The organism is Bradyrhizobium sp. Kon56 (assembly GCF_055807635.1).
The window spans coordinates 174640-195002 of the sequence record NZ_JBVVOU010000002.1 but is presented as its reverse complement, the minus strand read 5'-3'; the positions used below and the strand labels follow the sequence as shown (position 1 = coordinate 195002).

The following is a 20363-nucleotide window of genomic DNA, read 5'->3' as shown; positions in this document are numbered from 1 at the left end:
ATGAAGCTGTCACGACGGATGATCTTGCAAGGTGCCGGCAGCTTGCCCTTCGCAATTGCGAGCTTGCGCACGGGCGCATTGGCTCAATCCGCACCCACTGCGCCGAGCGAGGTGCCGCCAATCCTGTTCGTCCACGGCAATGGCGACTACGACGCGCTCTGGATGACGAGCTTGTGGCGGATGGAATCCAACGGCATTGCGCGCGATCGCATGCATGCGATCAATTTCAACGATCCCAATGCGCGAAGTGACGACAAGGTCGAGCAGGCGGGCCGCTCCTCGACCGAGGACCAGCGCCGCGAGCTCGCCGCCGCCATAGCCGAATTGAAGCGCAGCACCGGCGCCGCCCGCGTGGCGCTGGTCGGCAGCTCGCGCGGCGGCTATGCCATCCGCAACGTCATCAAGAACGGCGGCGCCGGCGATGTCAGCCACGCCGTGCTGTGCGGCACGCCCAATCACGGCGTGTTCGCGACTGACGACCAGCCCAACAGCGAGTTCAACGGCCGCGGCGCGTTCCTGCGCGGCCTGAACGAGGGCGAGAGTGAGGTGACGCCGGGTGTTGCCTTCCTGACCTTGCGCAGCGACGGCATGGACAAATACGCGCAGGCCGATGGCCGCTTCATCGGCAAGCCCGGCACGCCGACCGGCGTCAGCGTCGAAGGTCCGGAGTTGAAGGGGGCTACCAACCTCGTGCTGGGCGCACTCGATCATCGCGAGGTGGCGTTTCACCCCCGAGCCTTCCGCGAGATCTATAAGTTCATTGCCGGCCGCGAGCCCGCGCGAATCGCGATTGTGCCGGAGCAGAGCGTCAGGCTGAGCGGCCTCGTGACGGGCACACCGGGCGGTGCGCCGACCAATTGGCCGGTGGCCGGTGCAACCGTCGATATCTTTCGGGTTGATCCTGAAACCGGTGAGCGCAAGGGCAGCGCCGTGCACAGCGCGAAGACCGGTGCCGACGGCCGCTGGGGACCGGCGCAGGTCGAACCTTCCTGGTCGCTCGAATTCGCCCTCGCAGCGCCGGATGCGCCGACGACGCACATCTACCACTCGCCCTTCCCGCGCTCGTCCGACGTCGTTCACCTGCGCGCCGCGCGCCCGCTCGGTCCCGCGGACAAGGACGCCGGGGCCGTCGTGATCATGTCGCGTCCGCGCGGCTATTTCGGCCTGCCGCGGGACGTGGTGCTGCTCGACGGCAAGGAGCCGGCGGACGTCAAATCGGGTGTGCCCACGGATTCGACAGCAACACTGCGCCTTCCGGCCGGCGAGGTCGGGCGTAACATCGTGGCCGAATTCAACGAAGAACGAATTGTGGCACGCGCCTGGCCTGCCTCCGAGAACAGGATTGCGATTGCCGAGCTGACTTACTAGCTAACTGCCTGCGCCACCCCTCCGGGAGAGAGCCATGAACATCGCCAGCGTGCGTCGGCCCATCGTCCCTCCGACGCCGCCGCGAGCGCCCGACGACATGTCGTTCCTCGGCCGGCTTGCCGTGATCAAGCGGAATATGATCGCGACCTGGGGGCAGCGCGCCTATGAGGAAGACGTCATTGAGGGCCGCTTCTTCTTCCGCAACAGCTTCATCCTGAACCGGCCGGATGCGATCCGGCATGTCCTGCTCAGCAATTACGAGAATTATTCGCGTACTCCGGCGGGCATCCGCATGCTTCGTCCCGTGCTCGGCGACGGTCTTCTGATTGCGGAGGGCCATTCGTGGACGTTTCAGCGCCGCACCCTCGCGCCGGCGTTCACGCCGCGTGCGACAGCAAATCTCGTTCCGCACATGACGGCGGTGCTCGACGAGACCATCGCAAAGCTCGACGGGCGAACGAGCGAGCCGGTCGATCTGCGCGAGATCATGCAGCGCATGACGCTGGAGATCGCCGGCCGCACCATGTTCTCGTTCGGCATGGACCGGCATGGTCCGACCTTGCGCAACTTCGTCATGGAGTATGGAGCCCGACTCGGACGGCCGTACTTGCTCGACATGGTGCTGCCGCTGTCCTGGCCGAGTCCGATGGATTTTGCCCGCGCCCGTTTCCGCAAGCGCTGGACCGAATTCGTCGCGATGCTGATCGCCGAGCGGCGTGAGATGGGCAAGAAAGACGGCGCGCCGCCGCGCGATCTTTTCGATCTCATGGACGAGGCGCGTGACCCTGAAACCGGCAAGGGCTTTTCGGACGAACAACTCGTCGACGAAGTCGCGACTATGATCCTCGCGGGTCACGAGACCACGGCGACCGCGCTGTTCTGGGCGCTCTATCTGCTCGCGCTCGATCCCGATACGCAGGAGGAGATCGCCTCCGAGACCCGCGGCGAGCACCTCGACAGCATGGCCGACATCGATCGGCAGAAGTTCACCCGCGCCGTGATCGAGGAGACCATGCGGCTTTATCCGCCGGCCTTCCTGATCGCCCGGGCCGCGCGCGAGAAGGACAACGCGGCCGGCGTCGCCATCGGCAAGGGCGACATCATCATGATCGCACCGTGGCTGCTGCACCGGCACGAGAAGCTGTGGGATCAGCCGAACGCGTTCATTCCAAAACGCTTCATGTCCACGGAAGGGCCCGATCGATTCGCGTATCTGCCCTTTGGCGCGGGTCCGCGCGTCTGCGTCGGCGCCCCCTTCGCGCAAGCCGAATCCGTGCTGGCGCTGGCCCGGCTGATCGGTGCGTTCCGTGTCGAGCTTGCCGATACCAGCCCTGTCATTCCGCTCGGCGTCGTCACGACCCAGCCGGACCGGTCGCCGCTGTTCCGCATCACGCGTCGGTGACAGGCGTTCGCCTGGCCGACGGCGTGATCCACTCCAGATAGAGTTGCGCCATGAGCGATATCCAGGCCCAGTTTTCCGTTCTGAAGCAGACCGCCGATGCGAAAGTGGTCGACGCGATCGCGCGCCTCATCGAGGACGGCGAAGATCACGAGCTCAACCGCGTCAATGTCCTCGATTTCGCGAAGCAGCACGGTCTCGATGAAGAGCACGCGATTTCGGCATTCCTGCATTCGGCGCGGCTCGGCCTGTTCGATCTGGGCTGGAATGTGCTGTGCCCGGGCTGCGGCGGCGTGTTGGGTGCGCACTCGACCCTGAAGGCGCTCAAGCCAGACGATTATCATTGTGCGCTGTGCGCCTGCGGCTACAAGGCCTCCGTCGATGATCAGGTCGAAGTCTCCTTCACCGTCAATTCACGCGTCCGGCGCATTGCGGCGCATGATCCCGATACGCTTCCGGTGTGGGAGTACTTCAAGCAGGTGTTCTGGAGTTCCGGCGTCGACTTCAACAAGGAATCGTTTGCGACGCTCGCCAACGAGGTGACGCTGGATACGATGGAGCTGCCGGCCGGCGAGAAGGCGACCATGTCGCTGCAACTGCCGAACGATTTCATCATCATCTTCGAACCGGTGACGCACGCGGCGCATTTCATCGACGTGCAGGGCGAGCCCACCAAGGACCGTCAGCAGCTCGCCATCATGTACAACAGGGTGCAGGCGCCGACGGGAACCACGACCATGCGGCCGGGCCCGCTGCGGCTGTCGCTGGAGAACCAGGCCGGCGTACGCGTGCTGCCGTCGGTGTTCATCGCGGCCGAGGCGCTCCATCACCTCATCGGCAAGCGCAAGCCGTTCCTGACCGCCAAGCGGATGCTGTCGAACCAGACGTTTCGTGATGTGTTCAAGGCGGACAATCTCAGTCTCGACCAGCGGCTCCAGATCACCTCGCTGACCTTCCTGTTCACCGATCTGAAGGGATCGACCGCGCTCTATGAGCGCGTCGGCGATCTTGCCGCCTTCGACCTCGTGCGCGCGCATTTCCATGCGCTGCTCGAGATCATCTCCTCCGAGAAAGGCGCGGTGGTGAAGACCATCGGCGACGCCGTGATGGCGACCTTCGTCCGTCCCGAGCATGCGATCGCAGCGGGTTTGCGGATGCGCGCGGCGATGGACGAGCTCAACAAAAAGCGCGGTACTGCCGATCTCATCGTCAAGATCGGCATCCACGAAGGTCCGTGCCTCGCGGTGATGCTGAACGAGCGGCAGGATTATTTCGGCCAGACCGTCAACATCGCCGCCCGCGTGCAGAGCCTCTCGACCGCGCAGGAGATTCACATCACCGGCCCGGTGCTGGATGCGCCGGCGGTTGCCGAAGTCCTCAAGCAGCGCGAAATCAGGCCGATCCAGAAGCAGGCCGCACTGCGCGGCATCGCCGACAAGATGGTGGTGTACGAGATACCGTGACTGGTGTCGTCCCGGCGAAGGCCGGGACCATACCGCGTGATTTCCGAAACAGGCTGGATGGTCGTTGCCAAAGCCTTCGCCAAACCGCAGCCTGTGGTTATGGGTCCCGGCCTTCGCCGGGACCACATGTGCGCACTTGCCTTGCCCTACTCCAAAATCACAGACTCAGATTGCCGAAACGTAATGCGACGCGCGGAACTGACGCACGTTGCGCCGGTTGAATTTCCTACTCATATAATGCTGGTAGCGGTCGCGCTCCGCGGCTTCATCGATTTCGGTAGGATCTTATGCTCGACGGCCTGCGCCAATTCATCGCCGACATTGTTGCTCCCCATGCCCAGGACCGTGCTTTCGGTGACAGTGATTACCGGCTGGCGGCGACCGCGCTGCTGGTTCACGTGATCTCGCTGGACGGCCAGCCGACGGCTGCCGAGCAGCGCAAATTGCACAGCCTGATCGAAAGCCACTTTGGGCTCGATCGCGGCACCGCGGATCGTCTGATCGCGGATGCGACGGAGGTCGAGGGCGAGGCGGTCGACCTCTATCACTTCACCAGCATCATGATGCGCTCGCTCGACGAAGAGGGCCGCAAGCGGGTCGTCCAGATGATGTGGGAGCTGGTCTATGCCGATGGCCAGGTTACCGAGTTCGAGGATAATGTGGTCTGGCGTGCCTCCGACCTGCTCGGGATTTCGCAACGCGACCGGATCGACCTGAAGCACGCGGTCGCAGATCGTGCCGGTGGTCAGGTCAAGAACAGCGCGGTCGGTGGGTGATCATTGCCAATACCGCCAATTGGCGGTTGTGCGGACCACATGACGAAACTTTAATGTAGCCTCGGGGCTGCCCGGGTTCCGGTTTTCCCCTGTAAAAACGGGGTTTTCCTGCTTCCCCCGTTTCCCGCTCAGGTGGCTATGCGGTGGACGCCGCTTGCCTGTCGCGCACGGCCTATGCTCTCGTTCCAGCATTGCGGCGCCAAAAAACTTCAATTCAAGAGATCTTGATCGTGACTGAGCGGGTAACGTTGATCACCGGTGCCTCGGCGGGCATCGGCACGGAGCTAGCGCGTGTGTTCGCCGCGAACGGACACCGTCTTGCGCTGACGGCGCGACGCGCGGACCGGCTCGAGGCGCTCGCAAACGAGCTCGCTGCCAAGGGTGGCAAAAAGCCGATCGTGATCGCCTGCGATCTTGAGGATGCGGATGCCGGCGAGAAGATCGCCGCCGCACTCGCTGCCGAAGGCGTCGAGCTCGATCATCTCGTCAACAATGCCGGCTTCGGCGTGTTCGGCGACGCAATTGAGCGCGACCGCGTCGAGCAGGTCGGCATAGTGGATGTCAATGTCCGGGCTCTGACGGATCTGTCGCTGCGCTTTGCCGATCAGCTGATCAGGAACAAGGGTGGCCTCCTCAACGTCGGATCGGTCGCCGGCTATCTGCCCGGCCCCGGCATGGCGGTCTATTACGCGTCCAAGGCCTATGTCATTTCCTTCACCGAGGCCTTGCGGGCGGAGCTTGCACCGCACGGCGTTCGCGTCACCGTACTTTGCCCGGGCCCGGTGCCCACCGAATTCCAGGCGCGCGCCGGCGTTGGGTCCGGACATGATACGGCCCTTCTCAATGTTCCTGCCGCTGAGGTCGCACGACAGGCCTATCGCGGCCTGATGGCCAACAAGCGGGCCGTGCTCCCCGGTCTGGGCATCAAGATTGTGCCATTCGCGCTGCGCTTCTTCCCGCGCGGCTTCATCCTGTCCGCCACCAGCCGGTTTCAGAGACAAAGACGCTAGAGGGAGCTCTCGGTCGGTCGTGGCCCGGAGCTTGCTTTCTATCGGGAGTGTGTGTGCGCAAACTCACACGAAATTAACGATCGCTTAGTTATGCTGGCGGTCAGAACCGATAGCAGTCGCAAAGACCATGTCGTTCCGGACGGACAGATTTGGTGGCGCAGATGTGGTGCCCTTCCCCAGAAGGACGCCTGATGTCGCCGCCTTCGAAACCCGGTTGCCGGTTCTGATCATCCTGCATCAGGAATCCTCGACGCCCGGCCGCGTCGGCAATGCGCTGCGCGCCCTTGGCCACCGCCTCGACATCCGCCGTCCCCGCCTCGGCGATCCGCTGCCTGAGACCCTCGACCAGCATGCCGGCGCTGTGGTCTTCGGCGGTCCCATGAGCGCCAATGATCCCGACGACTACATCCGCCGCGAGATCGACTGGATCGAAATTCCGCTCCGCGAACAGCGGCCGTTCCTCGGCATCTGCCTCGGCGCGCAGATGCTCGCGAAGCAGTTAGGAGCCCGCGTCGCGGCGCATGCCGATGCGCTGACCCAGATCGGCTACTACCCGATCCGCCCGACACCCGCGGGACACGGGCTCTGCCCGAATTGGCCGGCACGGGTCTATCACTGGCATCGCGAAGGCTTCGAGCTACCGGTTGGCGCTGAACTGCTTGCCGAAGGCGATGATTTTCCGGTGCAGGCGTTCCGCACCGGCAACGCTTTCGGCGTGCAGTTTCATCCTGACGTGACCTACGCCATGATGCATTGCTGGACCACGCGCGGCTATGACGGTCTCAGCGCGCCCGGCGCGCGGCAGCGGCATCATCACTTCGCGGACCGTGCCGTCTACGATGCCGCGGAACGGGCCTGGCTTGATCAATTCATCGACGGCTGGCTGGCGCGTCGGCCGTTGCTGGCGCAAGCCGCCGAGTGATCGCGCCCTCCCAGGCCGTTGGCACAAGCCCTTGTCTCATCCCTTGATATGCTAGGCTCATGTCAACGAGCGCGCGCGAAACTGCGCCGGCAAACAAAGGGAGAGCACCATGGCTTACGAACACATTCTCTATGAGGTCAGCGACAAGGTCGCGACCATCACGCTCAACCGTCCCGATCGCATGAATGCGTGGACGCCGATCATGGAGCGCGACGTGCGCCATGCGATGGAAGCATCGAGCGCCGATGACAATGTCCGCGTCATCGTGATCACCGGCGCGGGCCGCGCCTTCTGCGCCGGTGCCGACATGGACGCATTGAAGGGGCTCGACCCCGATGATGTCAGGCGCGCGTCGAACCTGCCTCCCTTCGACATGAACCGGCGGCCGGACTGGCAGACGCGCTATGGCTTCTACCCGTCGATCGGAAAGCCTGTCATCGCCATGCTCAATGGCGCGACCGCCGGCATCGGCCTCGTCCACGCGCTCTATTGCGACCTGCGCTTTGCCGCCGACAACACCGTGTTCACCACCGCCTTCGCCCGGCGTGGTCTGATCGCCGAGCACGGCATCAGCTGGATGCTGCCGCGAATCGTCGGCCACGCCAACGCGATGGATCTGTTGCTCTCGGCGCGCCGCGTTTCGAGTGACGAGGCGCTGCGGATGGGGCTGGTGAATCGGCTCTGCTCGCCCGAGAAGCTGCGCGAGGAGACCTATGCCTATGCGCGCGACCTCGCCGATTTCGTCTCGCCGAGCGCGATGGCCGTGATCAAGCGGCAGCTCTACGAGGTGCCGTTCCAGACGCTGGCGGAGGCGACGATCGAAGCCAATCGGGACATGATGGTGGCGCTGAACGGCAGCGATTTCCGGGAGGGAGTCGCGAGCTTCATGGAGAAGCGGCCGCCAAGGTTTACGGGGAAGTAGGGAAGCTTAAGGGGCAGTCCGTCTTCGCCCTGCGGGCTACGCCGGACACCACGCTTCGCCCCTCGAGCTCCGCGCGGCTGCGCCACGCGTAGCCCGAAGGGCGAAGCGTGGTGGAGCCAGGCGGGATCGAACCGCCGACCTCGTCATTGCGAACGACGCGCTCTCCCAGCTGAGCTATGGCCCCTTTTGTAGGCCGCTCTGGTCAATGCGGCCGACAACCGGGCGCCATTTAAGTCCCCGCCAAGGTCAAGTCAAGGACGGGTGTAACCCGGTTTTAGCCATCCCGGCACCGACTTCCCTTGTTTGGACCGGGGGGAACCGATATCTAGCAGCAGGCGTCAATCCCGACCGCAGCCAGAATTTTCAAAAGTCAGAGTCTTCAAAAGCCATGCGTGCCGTTCTCGACATCGTCATCATCGTGCTCGACCTCTACGTCTGGCTGCTGATCGCGTCCGCGATCCTGTCCTGGCTGATCGCCTTCAACGTCGTGAACACCCGCAACCAGTTCGTTTCGGCGGTGGCGGAGTTCCTGTACCGAATCACCGAGCCGGTCCTGGCTCCGATTCGCAATTTCCTGCCCAGCCTCGGCGGCCTCGACATCTCGCCGATCATCCTGATCCTGCTCATCATGTTCATCGAGCGGGTGATCCTGTATTACATCTACCCGAACGTGATCTAAGCAAGCTGGAGCGCCTTGGGTTGCCAAAGAACCTTGTCATCAAGGAACCTTGGCGTTACGGGGCCGCAGGTATCAGCATCGCGCTGCGGGTGACGCCGCGCGGCGTCCGCGACGACATCGACGGGATCGAGCAGCTCTCCGATGGCCGCAGCGTGCTCAAGGTGCGAGTGCGCGCTATCGCAGATGGCGGCGAGGCCAACAAGGCCGTTCTGGTGCTGCTGGCGAAATCGTTGGGCGTGCCCAAGGCCAGCGTCAAACTCCTGTCGGGAGCGACCTCGCGGCTGAAGCAGATCGCGGTCGACGGCGATCCGGCGCGGCTCGGCGAAGCCCTGCGCCAGCTCGCATCAGCCAAATCGACAGACTGAGGGAACTGACATGACCGCCAAGATCATCGACGGAAAAGTCATCGCCGCAGAACTTCGCGCCCGCGTCGCCGACGAGGTCGCACGCGTCAAGCGCGAGCACAATCTGGTTCCGGGCCTTGCGGTGGTCCTGGTCGGAAGCGACCCGGCGAGCGAGGTCTATGTCCGGTCGAAACACACCCAGACCCAGGCCGCCGGCATGGCCTCGTTCGAGCACAAGCTGCCGGCCGACGTCTCGCAAGCAGATCTCCTGGCGCTGGTCGCAAAACTCAACCGCGATCCCGCCGTGCACGGTATTCTGGTGCAACTACCGCTGCCCAAGGGCCTCAATACCGCGGCGGTCGTCAATGCCATCGACCCCGGCAAGGATGTCGACGGGCTGCATCCGAACAATGCCGGCCGCCTCGCCGGCGGTTTCGAGGCGCTGTCGCCCTGCACGCCGCTCGGCTGCATCATTTTGACCAAGAGCGTGCATGCTTCGCTTGAAGGCATGAACGCCATCGTCATCGGCCGCTCCAACCTCGTCGGCCGACCGCTGGTGCAGCTGTTGCTGAACGAGAACGCCACGGTGACCATCGCGCATTCGCGCTCGCGTGACCTGCCCGGGCTCGTGAGGCGCGCAGACCTCGTCTATGCCGCCGTCGGAAAGTCCGAGATGGTGCGCGGCGGCTGGCTGAAGCCGGGGGCGACCGTGATCGACGTCGGCATCAACCGGATTCCGAGGGACGACGGCAAGACGCGTCTCGTCGGCGATGTTGCCTTTCAGGAAGCGCTCGCCGTGGCTGGCGCCATCACGCCGGTACCGGGCGGCGTCGGTCAGATGACAGTCGCCTGCCTGCTCGTGAACACGTTGCGCGCGGCCTGCGCGATTGCAGGGCTGCCGAAGCCGGCGGTGTAGTTCACCTCGCCCCGCAAGCGGGGCGAGGGAGCAGAGCTCAGGCCTTCTTCTTTTTCTCGCGATCGATGCCTTCGAGGATCAGCTTGTGCGCATCTTCGGGGCCGCCCCAGCGCAGGATCTTCACCCACTTGCCGGGTTCGAGATCCTTGTAGTGCTCGAAGAAGTGCTGGATCTGCTGGAGCGTGATGTCCGGCAGGTCGGAATACGACTTCACCTTGTCATAGCGCTGCGTCAGCTTCGACGACGGCACCGCAAGAATCTTCTCGTCGCCGCCGGCTTCGTCTTCCATGAACAGCACGCCGACCGGGCGCACGCTCATGACCGCGCCGGGAATGATGGCGCGGGTGTTGATGATGAGGACGTCGCAGGGATCGCCGTCGTCGGACAGCGTGTGCGGAATGAAGCCGTAGTTCCCGGGGTAACGCATCGGCGTGTAGAGGAAGCGGTCAACCACCAGCGTGCCGGCTTCCTTGTCCATCTCGTACTTGATCGGTTCGCCGCCCACGGGGACTTCGATGATGACGTTGACGTCGTGAGGGACGTTTTTCCCGATCGAGACCGCATCGATACGCATTCAAGGCTCCGTTGTTGCCGAGGTTAAATCGCACCCGGCAGCGATTTTGGCGCTGTCATACGCGGGCTTGGCCCGCTGATCCATCGCGTTTTTGTGAAATAATGAATCCGGCGATCACCGGCTCAAGGCAGCGGTATCGACGGAAGGAAAACGCTGCCGGCGGGACTTCAGCAGCTCAATTGGTCCAAGCGAAGGCAACCTTGTCGAGCGACTTCGGCCCGAAACGCTCCGAGGACCGCGCCACCATGCGGCCGCCCAAGGCGCGGTAGAACTCGGTGGCCGGATCGTTGTCCGAGAGCGCCCACACCACCATGCTCTTCAGGCCGCTCTGCATCAGGTCGCGGCGGGCCGCGGTGAACAGGCGGCGACCAAAGCCCAGGCCCTGGAATTCAGGACGCAGATAAAGCTCGTAGACCTCGCCGTCGAAATGCAGGCTGCGGGCGCGGTTGCGGCCGTAATTGGCGTAGCCTGCGATCTTGTCGCCGAACACCAGCACGCTGACGCGGCTGCCCTTGCGGATCGCGCTGTCCCACCATTGCGGACCGCGGCGGTTGATCAGCTTCTCCAGTTCGGCGCCGGGAATGATGCCCTGATAGGCGGAGCGCCAGGCTTCGTCATGGGTGGACGCCACCGCAGTTGCATCTGCGGCTTTGGCCGGCCGGACCTCGATCAGGGTTGTGCTCATGGACGTGATCAAACCAAGTCGCCGCGCCGGCGGCAAGACCTATCGTTAATTATCGGTTAACGTGTGGACTTTCTGCATCAGTATTTGAACCATGTTGTACCGAAAAAAGACAAGACGCCGGTTCGAATGGCACCAGGGTGCTCTGCGCCGGTGCAAAACTGCTTTGCGGCAACGAATGAACGGCAATGGCAACGCAGAAAGTCTGCCGATATTGATTCGTTCCTACTAGTGTGACAGTCGCAGTTTCTCGCCTCCGGCCATTCATGCGGCTCCTCAACATTCTCGTGCTCCTGGCTCTGTTGGCCTTGCTGACCGCGCCGCCGGTGTGCGCTCAGGTCATTTTTGGTTCGTCAGGAGCGGAGGGCGCTCCGTTTCGCCGGCAGCAATGGCACGTGCCATCGCCGGATACCGACATCGCCGCTCATGCCCTGCTGTTTCGTCCGCCCGGTGCCGGCCCCTTCCGGCTTGCGGTGATCGCGCATGCTTCGACGCAAAACAGCTTGCGGCGCGCGCAAACGCCACAGCCGGAATACCGCGCACTCACTGCATTCCTCATCGCGCGCGGCTTCGCCGTGCTGGTGCCCGAACGGCTCGGCCATGGTGCGACCGGTGGCCGCTATGTCGAGGACCAGGGTGGCTGCGACGAGGCGGACTACGTGCGCTCGGGCCGCGCAACGGCCGACGAAATCGCGCTCGCGCTGGACTATGTGCGAAAGCAGGATTTTATCCGCAAGGACCCCGCGATCGTGATAGGCCATTCCGCCGGCGGTTGGGGCGCGCTGGCGCTCGCGAATGCCGATCCGAAGGCGATCTCCGCCATCATCGCCATTGCGCCGGGCCGCGGCGGCCATGCCAATGACGAGCCGAACCGGATCTGCGCGCCGCATACGCTTCTCGCCGCGGCGGCTGAATTCGGCAAGGCCGCGCGCATCCGCGTCACATGGCTCGTTGCCGCCAATGACAGCTACTTTGCACCGGCATTTTCGCTTGCGCTGGTCGATGCGTTTCGCGGCCGCGGTGGCAAGGTCGACTTCCGCACGACGCCGGCCGTCGGTAGCGAGGGCCACTGGATGATCGAAACCGAGGCCGGCGTCAAAGCCGCGAGTGCCGAGCTTGCGCGTGGGTTGAGCCTGCCCAAGCCCGTGGTGACCAAGAAGCCATGACGCTGTATTTCCTCATCAAATATCTGCACGTGCTCGGAGCTATCGTCATCCTCGGCACCGGAACCGGCATTGCCTTCTTCATGCTGATGGCACATCGCACGAACGACGTGGCGTTCATCGCGCGCACCGCTTCGGCAGTCGTGATCGCCGACGCGATCTTCACGTTGTCCGCCGTGATCCTCCAGCCGGTCACGGGCGGCCTGCTGATGATGCTCTCGGCAACGTCGGTCGCCGAGCGCTGGCTGCTCGCCTCCCTTGCGCTCTATGCAATTGCTGGCTTGTTCTGGATCCCCGTGATCTTCATGCAGATCGAGATGCGCGATCTCGCGCGGAAGGCCGCCGAGCAGCGTGGCGCGCTTCCGGAGCGCTATTTCGTCCTGTTTCGCCGCTGGTTCGCGTTCGGTTTCCCCGGCTTCGGGGCCACGATGCTGATCCTCTGGCTGATGATCGCAAAACCGTTTTGAGGAAGGTCATGAGCCAGCGAACCATTCTCGTGCTCGGCGCCTCCGGCCTGATCGGCCGCTACGTCACCGACGATCTTCGCGCGCATGGATTTCGCGTGATCGGGGTGGCGCGCAGCCTGTCGGTGGCGCAGAAGATGAGCGCGCTGGACATCGAGCTGCCGATCCTCTCCCTCGATGCGGCGGCTCTGACGCGCCTCCTTGGTGAGCACGCGGTCGCTGTCGTCGTGAACTGCCTCGGCGTGCTCCAGGACGGCCCCGGCAGCGATACCAACGCGGTGCATCGCGATCTCGTCATACGATTGCTTCAGGCGATTGGCGGCAGCGGCCGTGCGATCCGGTTTGTGCACATCTCGATTCCCGGGACCGCCGGCGAGGATCGAACCGCGTTCGCAACGACGAAGCGTGAGGCCGAACGTTTGATCGTGGCTTCCGGCACTCCCCACGCCATCCTGCGGCCCGGTTTCGTGGTCGCGCCGTCGGCCTATGGCGGCAGCGCGATGCTCCGCACGCTTGCGGCCTCCCCGCTCGACCTGCCGGAGAAGGAGATGGCGACGCCGTTCCAGCCCTTTGCTGTCGAGGATATTTCCGCCACCATTGCCTGGCTTGCCGCGCGCGATATCGACGACGCATCGGTGAAGGCCGTGAACTGGGACCTGATGCAGGTCGAACCGATTACAATGGCTGGCGTCATCAAGCAGTTCCGTATCGCGTTCGGTACGGCCGGCTGGTCGCGCGTCGCGATGCCGTCCTTCGTGCTCGATCTCGGCGCGAAAGGCGGCGATGTCGCCAACTATCTCGGCTGGATACCGCCGATGCGCTCCACGGCCATCGCCGAGCTGCGCCGCGGCGTCACCGGCGATCCCTCGGCGTGGATCGCCGCCACGGGCATCGTGCCGAAATCACTGGCTCAGACGGTCGGGCGCCACCCCGCCACGATCCAGGACAAATGGTTCGCGCGGCTGTTTTTGGTGAAGACGCTGATCTTCGCGAGCCTTGTCGCGTTCTGGTGCGTCTCCGGTTTCATCGCGCTGTTCGTGTCCTATCGCGCCGCTGCTGGCATCCTGAGTGCGCACAACTTTCCCTCGGCGCTCGTCGATCCCATCACCATCGCCACCAGCCTGATGGATATGAGCATCGGCGTGTTGATCGCGTTCCGTCGCACCGCTGCGCTCGGGCTCGTTGCAGGCATCCTGGCTTCGCTGGGCTATATGTTGGGTGCCGCGATCCTGACGCCGGACCTTTGGATCGAGCCGCTCGGCGCACCGGTGAAGACGGGGCCGGCGATCGTGCTGATGCTTGTTGCGCTTTTGATGTTGGACAATCGCTGATGCCAAAATGGCCTGACGACGACGTGATCCTCTTCGACGGCGTCTGCATTTTTTGCTCGCGCTGGGTCCGCTTCGTCGCCGCGCGCGACACGGGGAAGAGGTTTCGCTTCACGCCGATCCAGTCCGACTATGGCGCCCGGCTCGCGCGCACGTTCGGCATCGATCCCGCTGATCCCGACACCAATGCCGTCATTCACGGCGGCGAGGTGTTCATGAAGTCGGACGCTGCGCTGACGGTGCTGTCGCAGCTTCCCGGCTGGGGCTGGGTGCGTGCGTTGTTTGCCGTCCCGAAAGCGTTGCGCGACCCGGTGTATAGCCTCATTGCGCGCAACCGTTACCGCATATTTGGCAAGTACGATGCGTGCTTCGTGCCTGACGCCGATTTGCGAGCACGGGTGATCGAGTAATTCGTCATTGCGAGCGCAGCGAAGCGATCCGTGTCGCTGCGGAAAGATTCTGGATTGCTTCGCTGCGCTCGCAATGACGAGCGTGCGGTTACGGTTTGCCCAGAACGCCCAGCACTTCCCTCGCCGCCCGCTCCCCTGAGTCCCGCGCCCCATGCGCCGTCGAGAAAAAGTTCGGCGACGTCGCTTCTCCCGCAAAGAACAGCCGCCCATCGGTCGGTGCCGCCAGCACGGCGCGGTCACCGGCGTGGCCGGGCAGGGCGTGCGAGTAGGAGCCTCTCGCGAAGGGGTCGTGGGCCCAGCGCGACTCGTAGAGCGGCTTCAGCTTTCGCCTGATGTCGTTGCCGAGGAAGCCTGCGATCTCCTCGATGCTTTGGGCGGCAATGGCGCCGTCGCCCGCGTCTTCCAGTTCGCGTGCAAAGCTGCCGCCGAAAAAGCCTTCGATGCAGGGCTGGCCGAACGGGCGGATATGATAGGTGCCCATGTCAGTGCGCATCGTGGCGCCGCGCAAATTACCTTCCTTCGGGAAGGCTTCGGCATCGTCGAGCGCCAGCGTCACCTTGTCATCGACACCGAGCGGCAGGCCGGCCGCGGCGTCGACCTTGGCGGGGAGAGGTGGCGAGAAGCGGATCGCCTCATTGGCGATCAGATTGGTCGGCACGGTGACGATCACCTTGTCCGCGGTCAGCGTGCCCTGCGATGTCTCGATGCGGATGCGCTGGCCGGAATGATCGATCAGCGTGACGTTGCAGTTCAGCGCCACCAGGCAGGGCGCGCCATAGGCCGCGATCAGCGCGCCGTAGCCGCGGCGGACGCGCCAGTTGAGGTCGCTGTCCTCGTAGGCGTCCCAGTCCAGCGTCGACATGTCCTTCAGTTCGCAGCCGTTAATGTAGGTCGAGATCGCGTCGATCATGGGATTCCAGCGATTGCCGGGCTCCAGGCTGAAGCTCGCGGGGACATCCTGGCCCTTCTGGGCGGTCTCCCACAGCCGCTGATAGAAGGCGTCCATGGCGTGCATGAAATCATCGCGCTCGGCTTTCGGAAACGCGTCGCCATAGGCGCGCTCGCGCCAGGGCGGGAGGTCCTTGTTGACCTCGAAATCGAGCTGCTTTGCAATCGCGACGAAGGAGTTGTTGTCCGCCGAATGCAGCCAACCGCAGCCGACGTCGAAGGTGACTTCGGGCGAGGCCTGCACCGTCCAGGCCCGGCCACCGAGCCGGTTACGCGCCTCGAGCACGATCACGGAGAGGCCGGGGCCTGCCAGCGCATGCGCCGCGCCGAGGCCGGCGGCGCCCGCACCGATGATCGCGACGTCGACGGAGGAGGGGAGGGACATAGCGGTCAATTTCATCGTCATGCCCGGGCTTGTCCCGGGCATCCACGTCATTGACACCAGTATCGAAGACGTGGATGGCCGGGACAAGCCCGGCCATGACGCATTCGTCGTGTGTCCGAGTGGCCTTAAGCCACCGCTTCCTTGGATTTTTCCGCGCGCTTGCGCTCGTTCGGGTCGAGGTGCCGCTTGCGCAGGCGGATCGACTTCGGCGTGATCTCCACCAGCTCGTCGTCCTCGATATAGGCCAGCGCCTTTTCCAGCGTCATGCGGATCGGCGGGGTCAGGCGCACCGCTTCGTCCTTCGACGTGGTTCGGATGTTGGTGAGCTGCTTGCCCTTGAGCACGTTGATCTCGAGGTCGTTGTCGCGGGTATGCTCGCCGACGATCATGCCCTTGTAGACCTTCCAGCCCGGCTCGATCATCATCGGGCCGCGATCTTCCAGCTTGAACATGGCGTAAGCCACCGCTTCGCCCTGGTCGTTGGAGATCAGCACGCCGTTGCGGCGGCCCTGGATCTCGCCCTTGTACGGCGCGTAGCCGTGGAACAGACGGTTCATGATCGCGGTGCCGCGGGTATCGGTGAGCAGCTCGCCCTGGTAGCCGATCAGGCCGCGGGTCGGCGCGTAGAACACCAGCCGCAGACGGTTGCCGCCGGACGGCTTCATCTCGATCAGCTCGGACTTGCGCTCGCTCATCTTCTGCACGACGACACCGGAATGCTCCTCGTCGACGTCGATGACGACTTCCTCGATCGGCTCGAGGGTGGCGCCGGTGGCCTCGTCCTTCTGAAATACGACACGCGGACGCGACACCGAAAGCTCGAAGCCCTCGCGGCGCATGGTCTCGATCAGGATCGCGAGCTGCAATTCGCCACGGCCTGAAACTTCCATTGCGTCCTTGTCGGAGGCTTCGACGACCCGCAGCGCAACGTTGCCCTCGGACTCGCGCAGCAGGCGGTCGCGGATCATGCGGCTGGTGACCTTGTCGCCTTCGGTGCCGGCGAGCGGCGAGTTGTTGACGATGAAGGACATCGACACGGTCGGGGGGTCGATCGGCTGCGCCACCAGCGGGGTGTCGACCGACGGATCGCAGAAGGTGTCGGCGACGGTGCCCTTGGTCAGGCCGGCGATGGCGACGATGTCGCCTGCCTCGGCTTCGTCGAGAGGAGTGCGCTCGATGCCGCGGAAGGCGAGGATCTTGGTGATGCGGCCCTGCTCGATCATCTTGCCGTCGGCGCCCAGCACCTTCACGGCCTGATTCGGCTTGATCGAGCCCGAGGAAATACGGCCGGTGATGATGCGGCCGAGATAGGGGTTGGCTTCCAGAATGGTGCCGATCATGCGGAACGGGCCTTCCTCGACGGTCGGCGGCGCGACATGGCGCACGATCAGGTCGAACAGCGGCTGCATGCCGGCTTCCTGCGACCCGTCCGGGCTCTCGGCCATCCAGCCTTGCTTGGCCGACCCGTAGAGGATCGGGAAGTCGAGCTGCTCCTCGCTGGCGTCGAGCGCCGCGAACAGGTCGAACACCTCGTTGATGACTTCGGTTGCCCGCGCGTCGGGACGGTCAACCTTGTTGATCACGACGATCGGCTTCAAACCGACCTTGAGCGCCTTGGAGACTACGAATTTGGTCTGCGGCAGCGGCCCCTCGGCGGCGTCGACCAGCACCAGCGCGCCGTCCACCATGTTGAGGATGCGCTCGACCTCGCCGCCGAAATCGGCGTGGCCTGGGGTGTCGACGATGTTGATGCGGGTGTCCTTCCACTGCACCGAGGCCGCCTTGGCCAGAATGGTGATGCCGCGCTCGCGCTCCAGATCGTTGGAGTCCATGGCGCGCTCAGTCACCTTCTGGTTCTCGCGATAGGTGCCGGATTGCTGGAGGAGGCGGTCGACCAGGGTCGTCTTGCCGTGGTCGACGTGGGCGATGATGGCGATGTTGCGAAGATTCATGAGTGGGCTTCTTTGCGGTCGGACAATGGGTTAAGCGCGATCTCGCCGGTCAGACCGGGACCTCTTCTCGAAACAACGCTTGAAGACTGGAAACGGGGCGCTTTCCGCCCAAAAGGGAAAGCCCGGCATATCGACCGGGCACCCTACGCGTTGCGGCGCAATATAGGCAAAAACGGCCAAAAAACAATGTGTTCTTTGGCCGTTGGTTGATTGAATTTTGTCCGGGAATTCCCGGGGTTTAGGCGAAAAGCCGGGCTCAGCCGCGCCGGCCCTTGATCGCGGCCCAGATCAGGGCGACCCCGCCCAGCCCCACGACCAGGCCTACGAACACCAGCGGTGCCACGTCGGAACCCATCCGGCCGCCCTCGATCACCGACATTCCGCCGAACAGCAATGCGCAGGCACCGGGTAGCAGCATGAGGATCCCGAAGATCGCCATGATCGCGGTCAGGCAGCCGCCGCGCTTGTTCGGCGGGGCAGGAGGCGGTCCCGGAGGGGCTGGCGGCGGCGTGTCGCTGATGCTCATGCCTGCAGGACTCCTGCGGTTGACTGCGCCGCCAGTTCGGCGCGGATGCCGTCGATCTTTCCGTTTCGGTAGAACAGATTGTAGGTGTCGAACGGGATGATCGCGCCGTTCTCGGTGACGAAATGGATGCAGCTGCGCTTGACGTTGCCGACGCAGAAATTGAAGCGGTCGAGAAACTGCACGATGGTGACGCGGAATACGTTCTCGTACGTGATTCCCTGCGGCACCTCGAAGCTCGGCAGGCAGCACAGCAATTCGCAGACGCGCTCGCTCGTGTTCAGCGGTCCCGAGGACAGCGAGAACAGATCGATGAATTTCTCCCTCAGTGCCGGATGCTTCTCCGGGCTTATCGTATTGGGCAACAATGCGACGAGTTGCTCCTGCGGGATCAGCGAGGTCAGCGGCAGCACTTTCTCGCCGTTGCGCAGGCCGTAACCGATCGAGATGCTTTCGGGATTGCAGGGCAGCGGGATCATGTCCTTGTCGCCGAACACGCCGGTTTCGACCACGCGCTTGCGGATCTCCGACAGCATGATGCGATCGGTGTTCTTGTCGAAATTTTCGTTGCGGCCGGCGTCCTGCACCGGCTGCAGCGTGACGCCGCGAACGCACTTCCAGGTCAGCGCGTGGCGGACGATGTCGCCGATCTCGGCATCGTTGACACCGCGCTTGATGGTCGCCACCAGCGTGGTCGATACGCCGTAATGCTCGAGATTCTCCAGCGCCTGCTGACGGATCTTGCGCAAATCCGCGCCGCGCAGATTGATCAAAGCGTCGCGTTCGAGCGAGTCGAACTGGAGATAGACCTCGAGCCCGCGCTTGTTCTCGGCGAGCCGCGCCACGAAATCCTTTTCGCGGGCGATACGCAGGCCGTTGGTGTTGATCATGACATGGCGGATCGGGCGGGCGCGCACCGCATCGAGGATCGCGAAGAAGTCGGGATGCAGCGTCGGCTCGCCGCCGGAGATCTGCACCAAATCAGGCTCGCCCTCGCTCGCGACCAGCGCGTCCAGCATTCGCTCGACCTTGGCCAGCGGCGTGAAGCTGGTCCGCGCCGGCGAGGAATCGGCAAAGCACACCGGGCAGGTCAGATTGCAATGCTCGGTGATCTCGATCAGCGCGAGGCAGGAATGCTGCTCGTGGTCGGGGCACAGGCCGCAATCATAGGGGCAGCCGAATTCGGTATGCCGTTGAAAGGCCAGCGGCCGGTCGCCCGGCTTGATGAAATCCTTGCACAGGCGCCAATACGCGGCGTCCGTCGACACGAGCGTGGACTGGACGCCATGCTCCTTGCAGCGCTTCTCGTACCAAACCTCGTTGTCGAGGATCTGGATCTTGGCCGGCACCAGCTTCAGGCAGGTCTCGCAGAGAGATTGGGTCTGGCCCCAGAAGATATAGGGACGCGACTTACGCAACGGCGCGTTCATGCATGGGTCTCGCATTGGGCGCCCTCGCCAGCATGACGACGGCGTAGAGCAGGATGGACAGCGACAGCAGGTGAAACAGCGTGAAGGGGCCGATCAGCGTGCCGTAGGGCTTGAGGAATTCCCACAGGAAGCGCTGTGCTCCATAGTAGACGAGGACGAGGTAGAAACCATTGGTGATCACAAACGCGCTCCGGTTCAAGACCGCCACCACGTAGAGCAGCGCGAACACCCCCATCGCGGCGCTTTCGTAGAGCTGCACGGGATGGCGCGGGATGCCGTCGCCGAAATCATGGCCCCAGGGCCATGCCGTCGGCGTGCCGTAGGTGAAATCGTCGAGGCCCGCGAAATAGCAGCCGAGCCGGCCGATCGCGATGCCGAGCGCCAGCGGCAGCGCAAAACGGGCGCCGGTTCGGACCGTGATCCCTGCGGACCTTTTGTAGAGCTCGATCGCCGCGATGCCGCCGACCAGCGCTCCTTCCACGGAGCGCGCGATGCCGCTCTGGCCGGACAGCCACAGATTCGCGGAGCCGAACAGATAGGCGCCAAGGCCCGCACCGAACACCAAAGCGGCGAGGTAGGACCGCTCGAAGGATTGCGCCGGAAACCGCAAGCCCTGTCGCGACAGCCAGTAGAGCGCCACGGCCGCAGCCAGCCACGCCGCGATGTCGAAGAGAGTGTGAAGGAAAGCCCCGCTCATGCGGGGAC

The 20363-nt window shown here is 64.0% G+C and carries 21 protein-coding genes and 1 tRNA gene; 14 read left to right on the top strand and 8 right to left on the bottom strand.

What is annotated here, in order from left to right; genetic code table 11:
• From AC0L3B_RS04025 to AC0L3B_RS03995, 7 genes are all read left to right on the top strand, one after another.
• Positions 1–1368, top strand: a complete 1368-nt coding sequence (locus AC0L3B_RS04025) for a hydrolase (protein ID WP_473380054.1) — start codon at positions 1–3, stop codon at positions 1366–1368.
• A 34-nt stretch (positions 1369–1402) separates the two neighbouring features.
• The gene (locus tag AC0L3B_RS04020; RefSeq protein WP_456653063.1) at positions 1403–2770 is read left to right on the top strand and encodes a cytochrome P450; all 1368 of its coding nucleotides are present in this window, start codon (positions 1403–1405) and stop codon (positions 2768–2770) included.
• A gap of 50 nt (positions 2771–2820) precedes the next feature.
• The gene (locus tag AC0L3B_RS04015) at positions 2821–4230 is read left to right on the top strand and encodes an adenylate/guanylate cyclase domain-containing protein (protein WP_247474935.1); all 1410 of its coding nucleotides are present in this window, start codon (positions 2821–2823) and stop codon (positions 4228–4230) included.
• A 287-nt stretch (positions 4231–4517) separates the two neighbouring features.
• Positions 4518–5006, top strand: coding sequence for a tellurite resistance TerB family protein (locus tag AC0L3B_RS04010; RefSeq protein WP_204512893.1), 489 nt, complete (start codon positions 4518–4520; stop codon positions 5004–5006).
• A 230-nt stretch (positions 5007–5236) separates the two neighbouring features.
• The gene (locus tag AC0L3B_RS04005) at positions 5237–6016 is read left to right on the top strand and encodes an SDR family NAD(P)-dependent oxidoreductase (protein WP_026233870.1); all 780 of its coding nucleotides are present in this window, start codon (positions 5237–5239) and stop codon (positions 6014–6016) included.
• 127 nt (positions 6017–6143) lie between these two features.
• Positions 6144–6938, top strand: a complete 795-nt coding sequence (locus tag AC0L3B_RS04000; protein WP_473380053.1) for a glutamine amidotransferase — start codon at positions 6144–6146, stop codon at positions 6936–6938.
• Between the two features lie 109 nt (positions 6939–7047).
• Positions 7048–7860 (top strand): enoyl-CoA hydratase, encoded by an 813-nt coding sequence (locus tag AC0L3B_RS03995; protein ID WP_085359633.1) that lies wholly within the window; start codon positions 7048–7050, stop codon positions 7858–7860.
• Positions 7861–7968: 108 nt separating this feature from the next.
• Here the strand turns inward: AC0L3B_RS03995 and AC0L3B_RS03990 are convergent.
• Positions 7969–8044 (bottom strand) — tRNA-Ala (locus AC0L3B_RS03990).
• Positions 8045–8248: 204 nt separating this feature from the next.
• Between AC0L3B_RS03990 and AC0L3B_RS03985 the strand changes: the two genes are divergently transcribed.
• Genes AC0L3B_RS03985 through AC0L3B_RS03975 form a run of 3 tightly spaced genes read left to right on the top strand, consistent with a single transcriptional unit; the run spans position 8249 to position 9799 of the window.
• The gene (locus AC0L3B_RS03985; protein ID WP_007598721.1) at positions 8249–8539 is read left to right on the top strand and encodes a YggT family protein; all 291 of its coding nucleotides are present in this window, start codon (positions 8249–8251) and stop codon (positions 8537–8539) included.
• Between the two features lie 20 nt (positions 8540–8559).
• On the top strand, positions 8560–8904 hold the full coding sequence (locus AC0L3B_RS03980) for a DUF167 domain-containing protein (RefSeq protein WP_018459744.1): 345 nt from the start codon (positions 8560–8562) through the stop codon (positions 8902–8904).
• 10 nt (positions 8905–8914) lie between these two features.
• The gene (locus AC0L3B_RS03975) at positions 8915–9799 is read left to right on the top strand and encodes a bifunctional methylenetetrahydrofolate dehydrogenase/methenyltetrahydrofolate cyclohydrolase (RefSeq protein ID WP_473380052.1); all 885 of its coding nucleotides are present in this window, start codon (positions 8915–8917) and stop codon (positions 9797–9799) included.
• 37 nt (positions 9800–9836) lie between these two features.
• Here the strand turns inward: AC0L3B_RS03975 and ppa are convergent, their stop codons facing one another.
• Together ppa and AC0L3B_RS03965 are read right to left on the bottom strand one after the other, a co-directional pair.
• Entirely contained in the window at positions 9837–10373 is a 537-nt protein-coding gene (gene ppa, locus AC0L3B_RS03970; protein ID WP_007604168.1) for an inorganic diphosphatase, read from the bottom strand.
• A 175-nt stretch (positions 10374–10548) separates the two neighbouring features.
• Entirely contained in the window at positions 10549–11058 is a 510-nt protein-coding gene (locus AC0L3B_RS03965) for a GNAT family N-acetyltransferase (RefSeq protein WP_007598725.1), read from the bottom strand.
• A gap of 263 nt (positions 11059–11321) precedes the next feature.
• Here AC0L3B_RS03965 and AC0L3B_RS03960 point away from each other — a divergent pair, with 263 nt between their 5' ends.
• From AC0L3B_RS03960 to AC0L3B_RS03945, 4 genes are read left to right on the top strand one after another with little or no spacing between them, the layout of a single operon-like run.
• Complete coding sequence (locus tag AC0L3B_RS03960) at positions 11322–12221, top strand: dienelactone hydrolase family protein (protein WP_473380051.1); 900 nt, start codon at positions 11322–11324, stop codon at positions 12219–12221.
• The gene (locus AC0L3B_RS03955) at positions 12218–12685 is read left to right on the top strand and encodes a DUF2269 family protein (RefSeq protein ID WP_085359637.1); all 468 of its coding nucleotides are present in this window, start codon (positions 12218–12220) and stop codon (positions 12683–12685) included. The genes AC0L3B_RS03960 and AC0L3B_RS03955 overlap by 4 nt, the downstream gene beginning before the upstream one ends.
• Before the next feature lie 8 nt (positions 12686–12693).
• The gene (locus tag AC0L3B_RS03950; protein WP_473380050.1) at positions 12694–14013 is read left to right on the top strand and encodes a DoxX-like family protein; all 1320 of its coding nucleotides are present in this window, start codon (positions 12694–12696) and stop codon (positions 14011–14013) included.
• Complete coding sequence (locus AC0L3B_RS03945; RefSeq protein ID WP_085348521.1) at positions 14013–14420, top strand: thiol-disulfide oxidoreductase DCC family protein; 408 nt, start codon at positions 14013–14015, stop codon at positions 14418–14420. The genes AC0L3B_RS03950 and AC0L3B_RS03945 overlap by 1 nt, the downstream gene beginning before the upstream one ends.
• An 88-nt stretch (positions 14421–14508) precedes the next feature.
• Here AC0L3B_RS03945 and AC0L3B_RS03940 read toward each other — a convergent pair whose 3' ends face one another.
• The 5 genes from AC0L3B_RS03940 to AC0L3B_RS03920 form a co-directional block, all read right to left on the bottom strand.
• A complete protein-coding gene (locus AC0L3B_RS03940) occupies positions 14509–15753 on the bottom strand; it encodes a flavin monoamine oxidase family protein (protein WP_085384729.1) in 1245 nt (414 codons plus the stop codon).
• A 125-nt stretch (positions 15754–15878) separates the two neighbouring features.
• Positions 15879–17705, bottom strand: coding sequence for a translational GTPase TypA (typA, locus tag AC0L3B_RS03935; RefSeq protein WP_085348520.1), 1827 nt, complete (start codon positions 17703–17705; stop codon positions 15879–15881).
• A 256-nt stretch (positions 17706–17961) separates the two neighbouring features.
• Entirely contained in the window at positions 17962–18231 is a 270-nt protein-coding gene (locus AC0L3B_RS03930; protein ID WP_018459752.1) for a hypothetical protein, read from the bottom strand.
• The gene (locus tag AC0L3B_RS03925; RefSeq protein WP_247474931.1) at positions 18228–19658 is read right to left on the bottom strand and encodes a radical SAM protein; all 1431 of its coding nucleotides are present in this window, start codon (positions 19656–19658) and stop codon (positions 18228–18230) included. The genes AC0L3B_RS03930 and AC0L3B_RS03925 overlap by 4 nt, the downstream gene beginning before the upstream one ends.
• Positions 19639–20355, bottom strand: coding sequence for a prolipoprotein diacylglyceryl transferase (locus tag AC0L3B_RS03920; protein WP_473380049.1), 717 nt, complete (start codon positions 20353–20355; stop codon positions 19639–19641). Before AC0L3B_RS03920 ends, AC0L3B_RS03925 begins: the two co-directional genes overlap by 20 nt.
• Between the last annotated feature and the right edge of the window lie 8 nt (positions 20356–20363).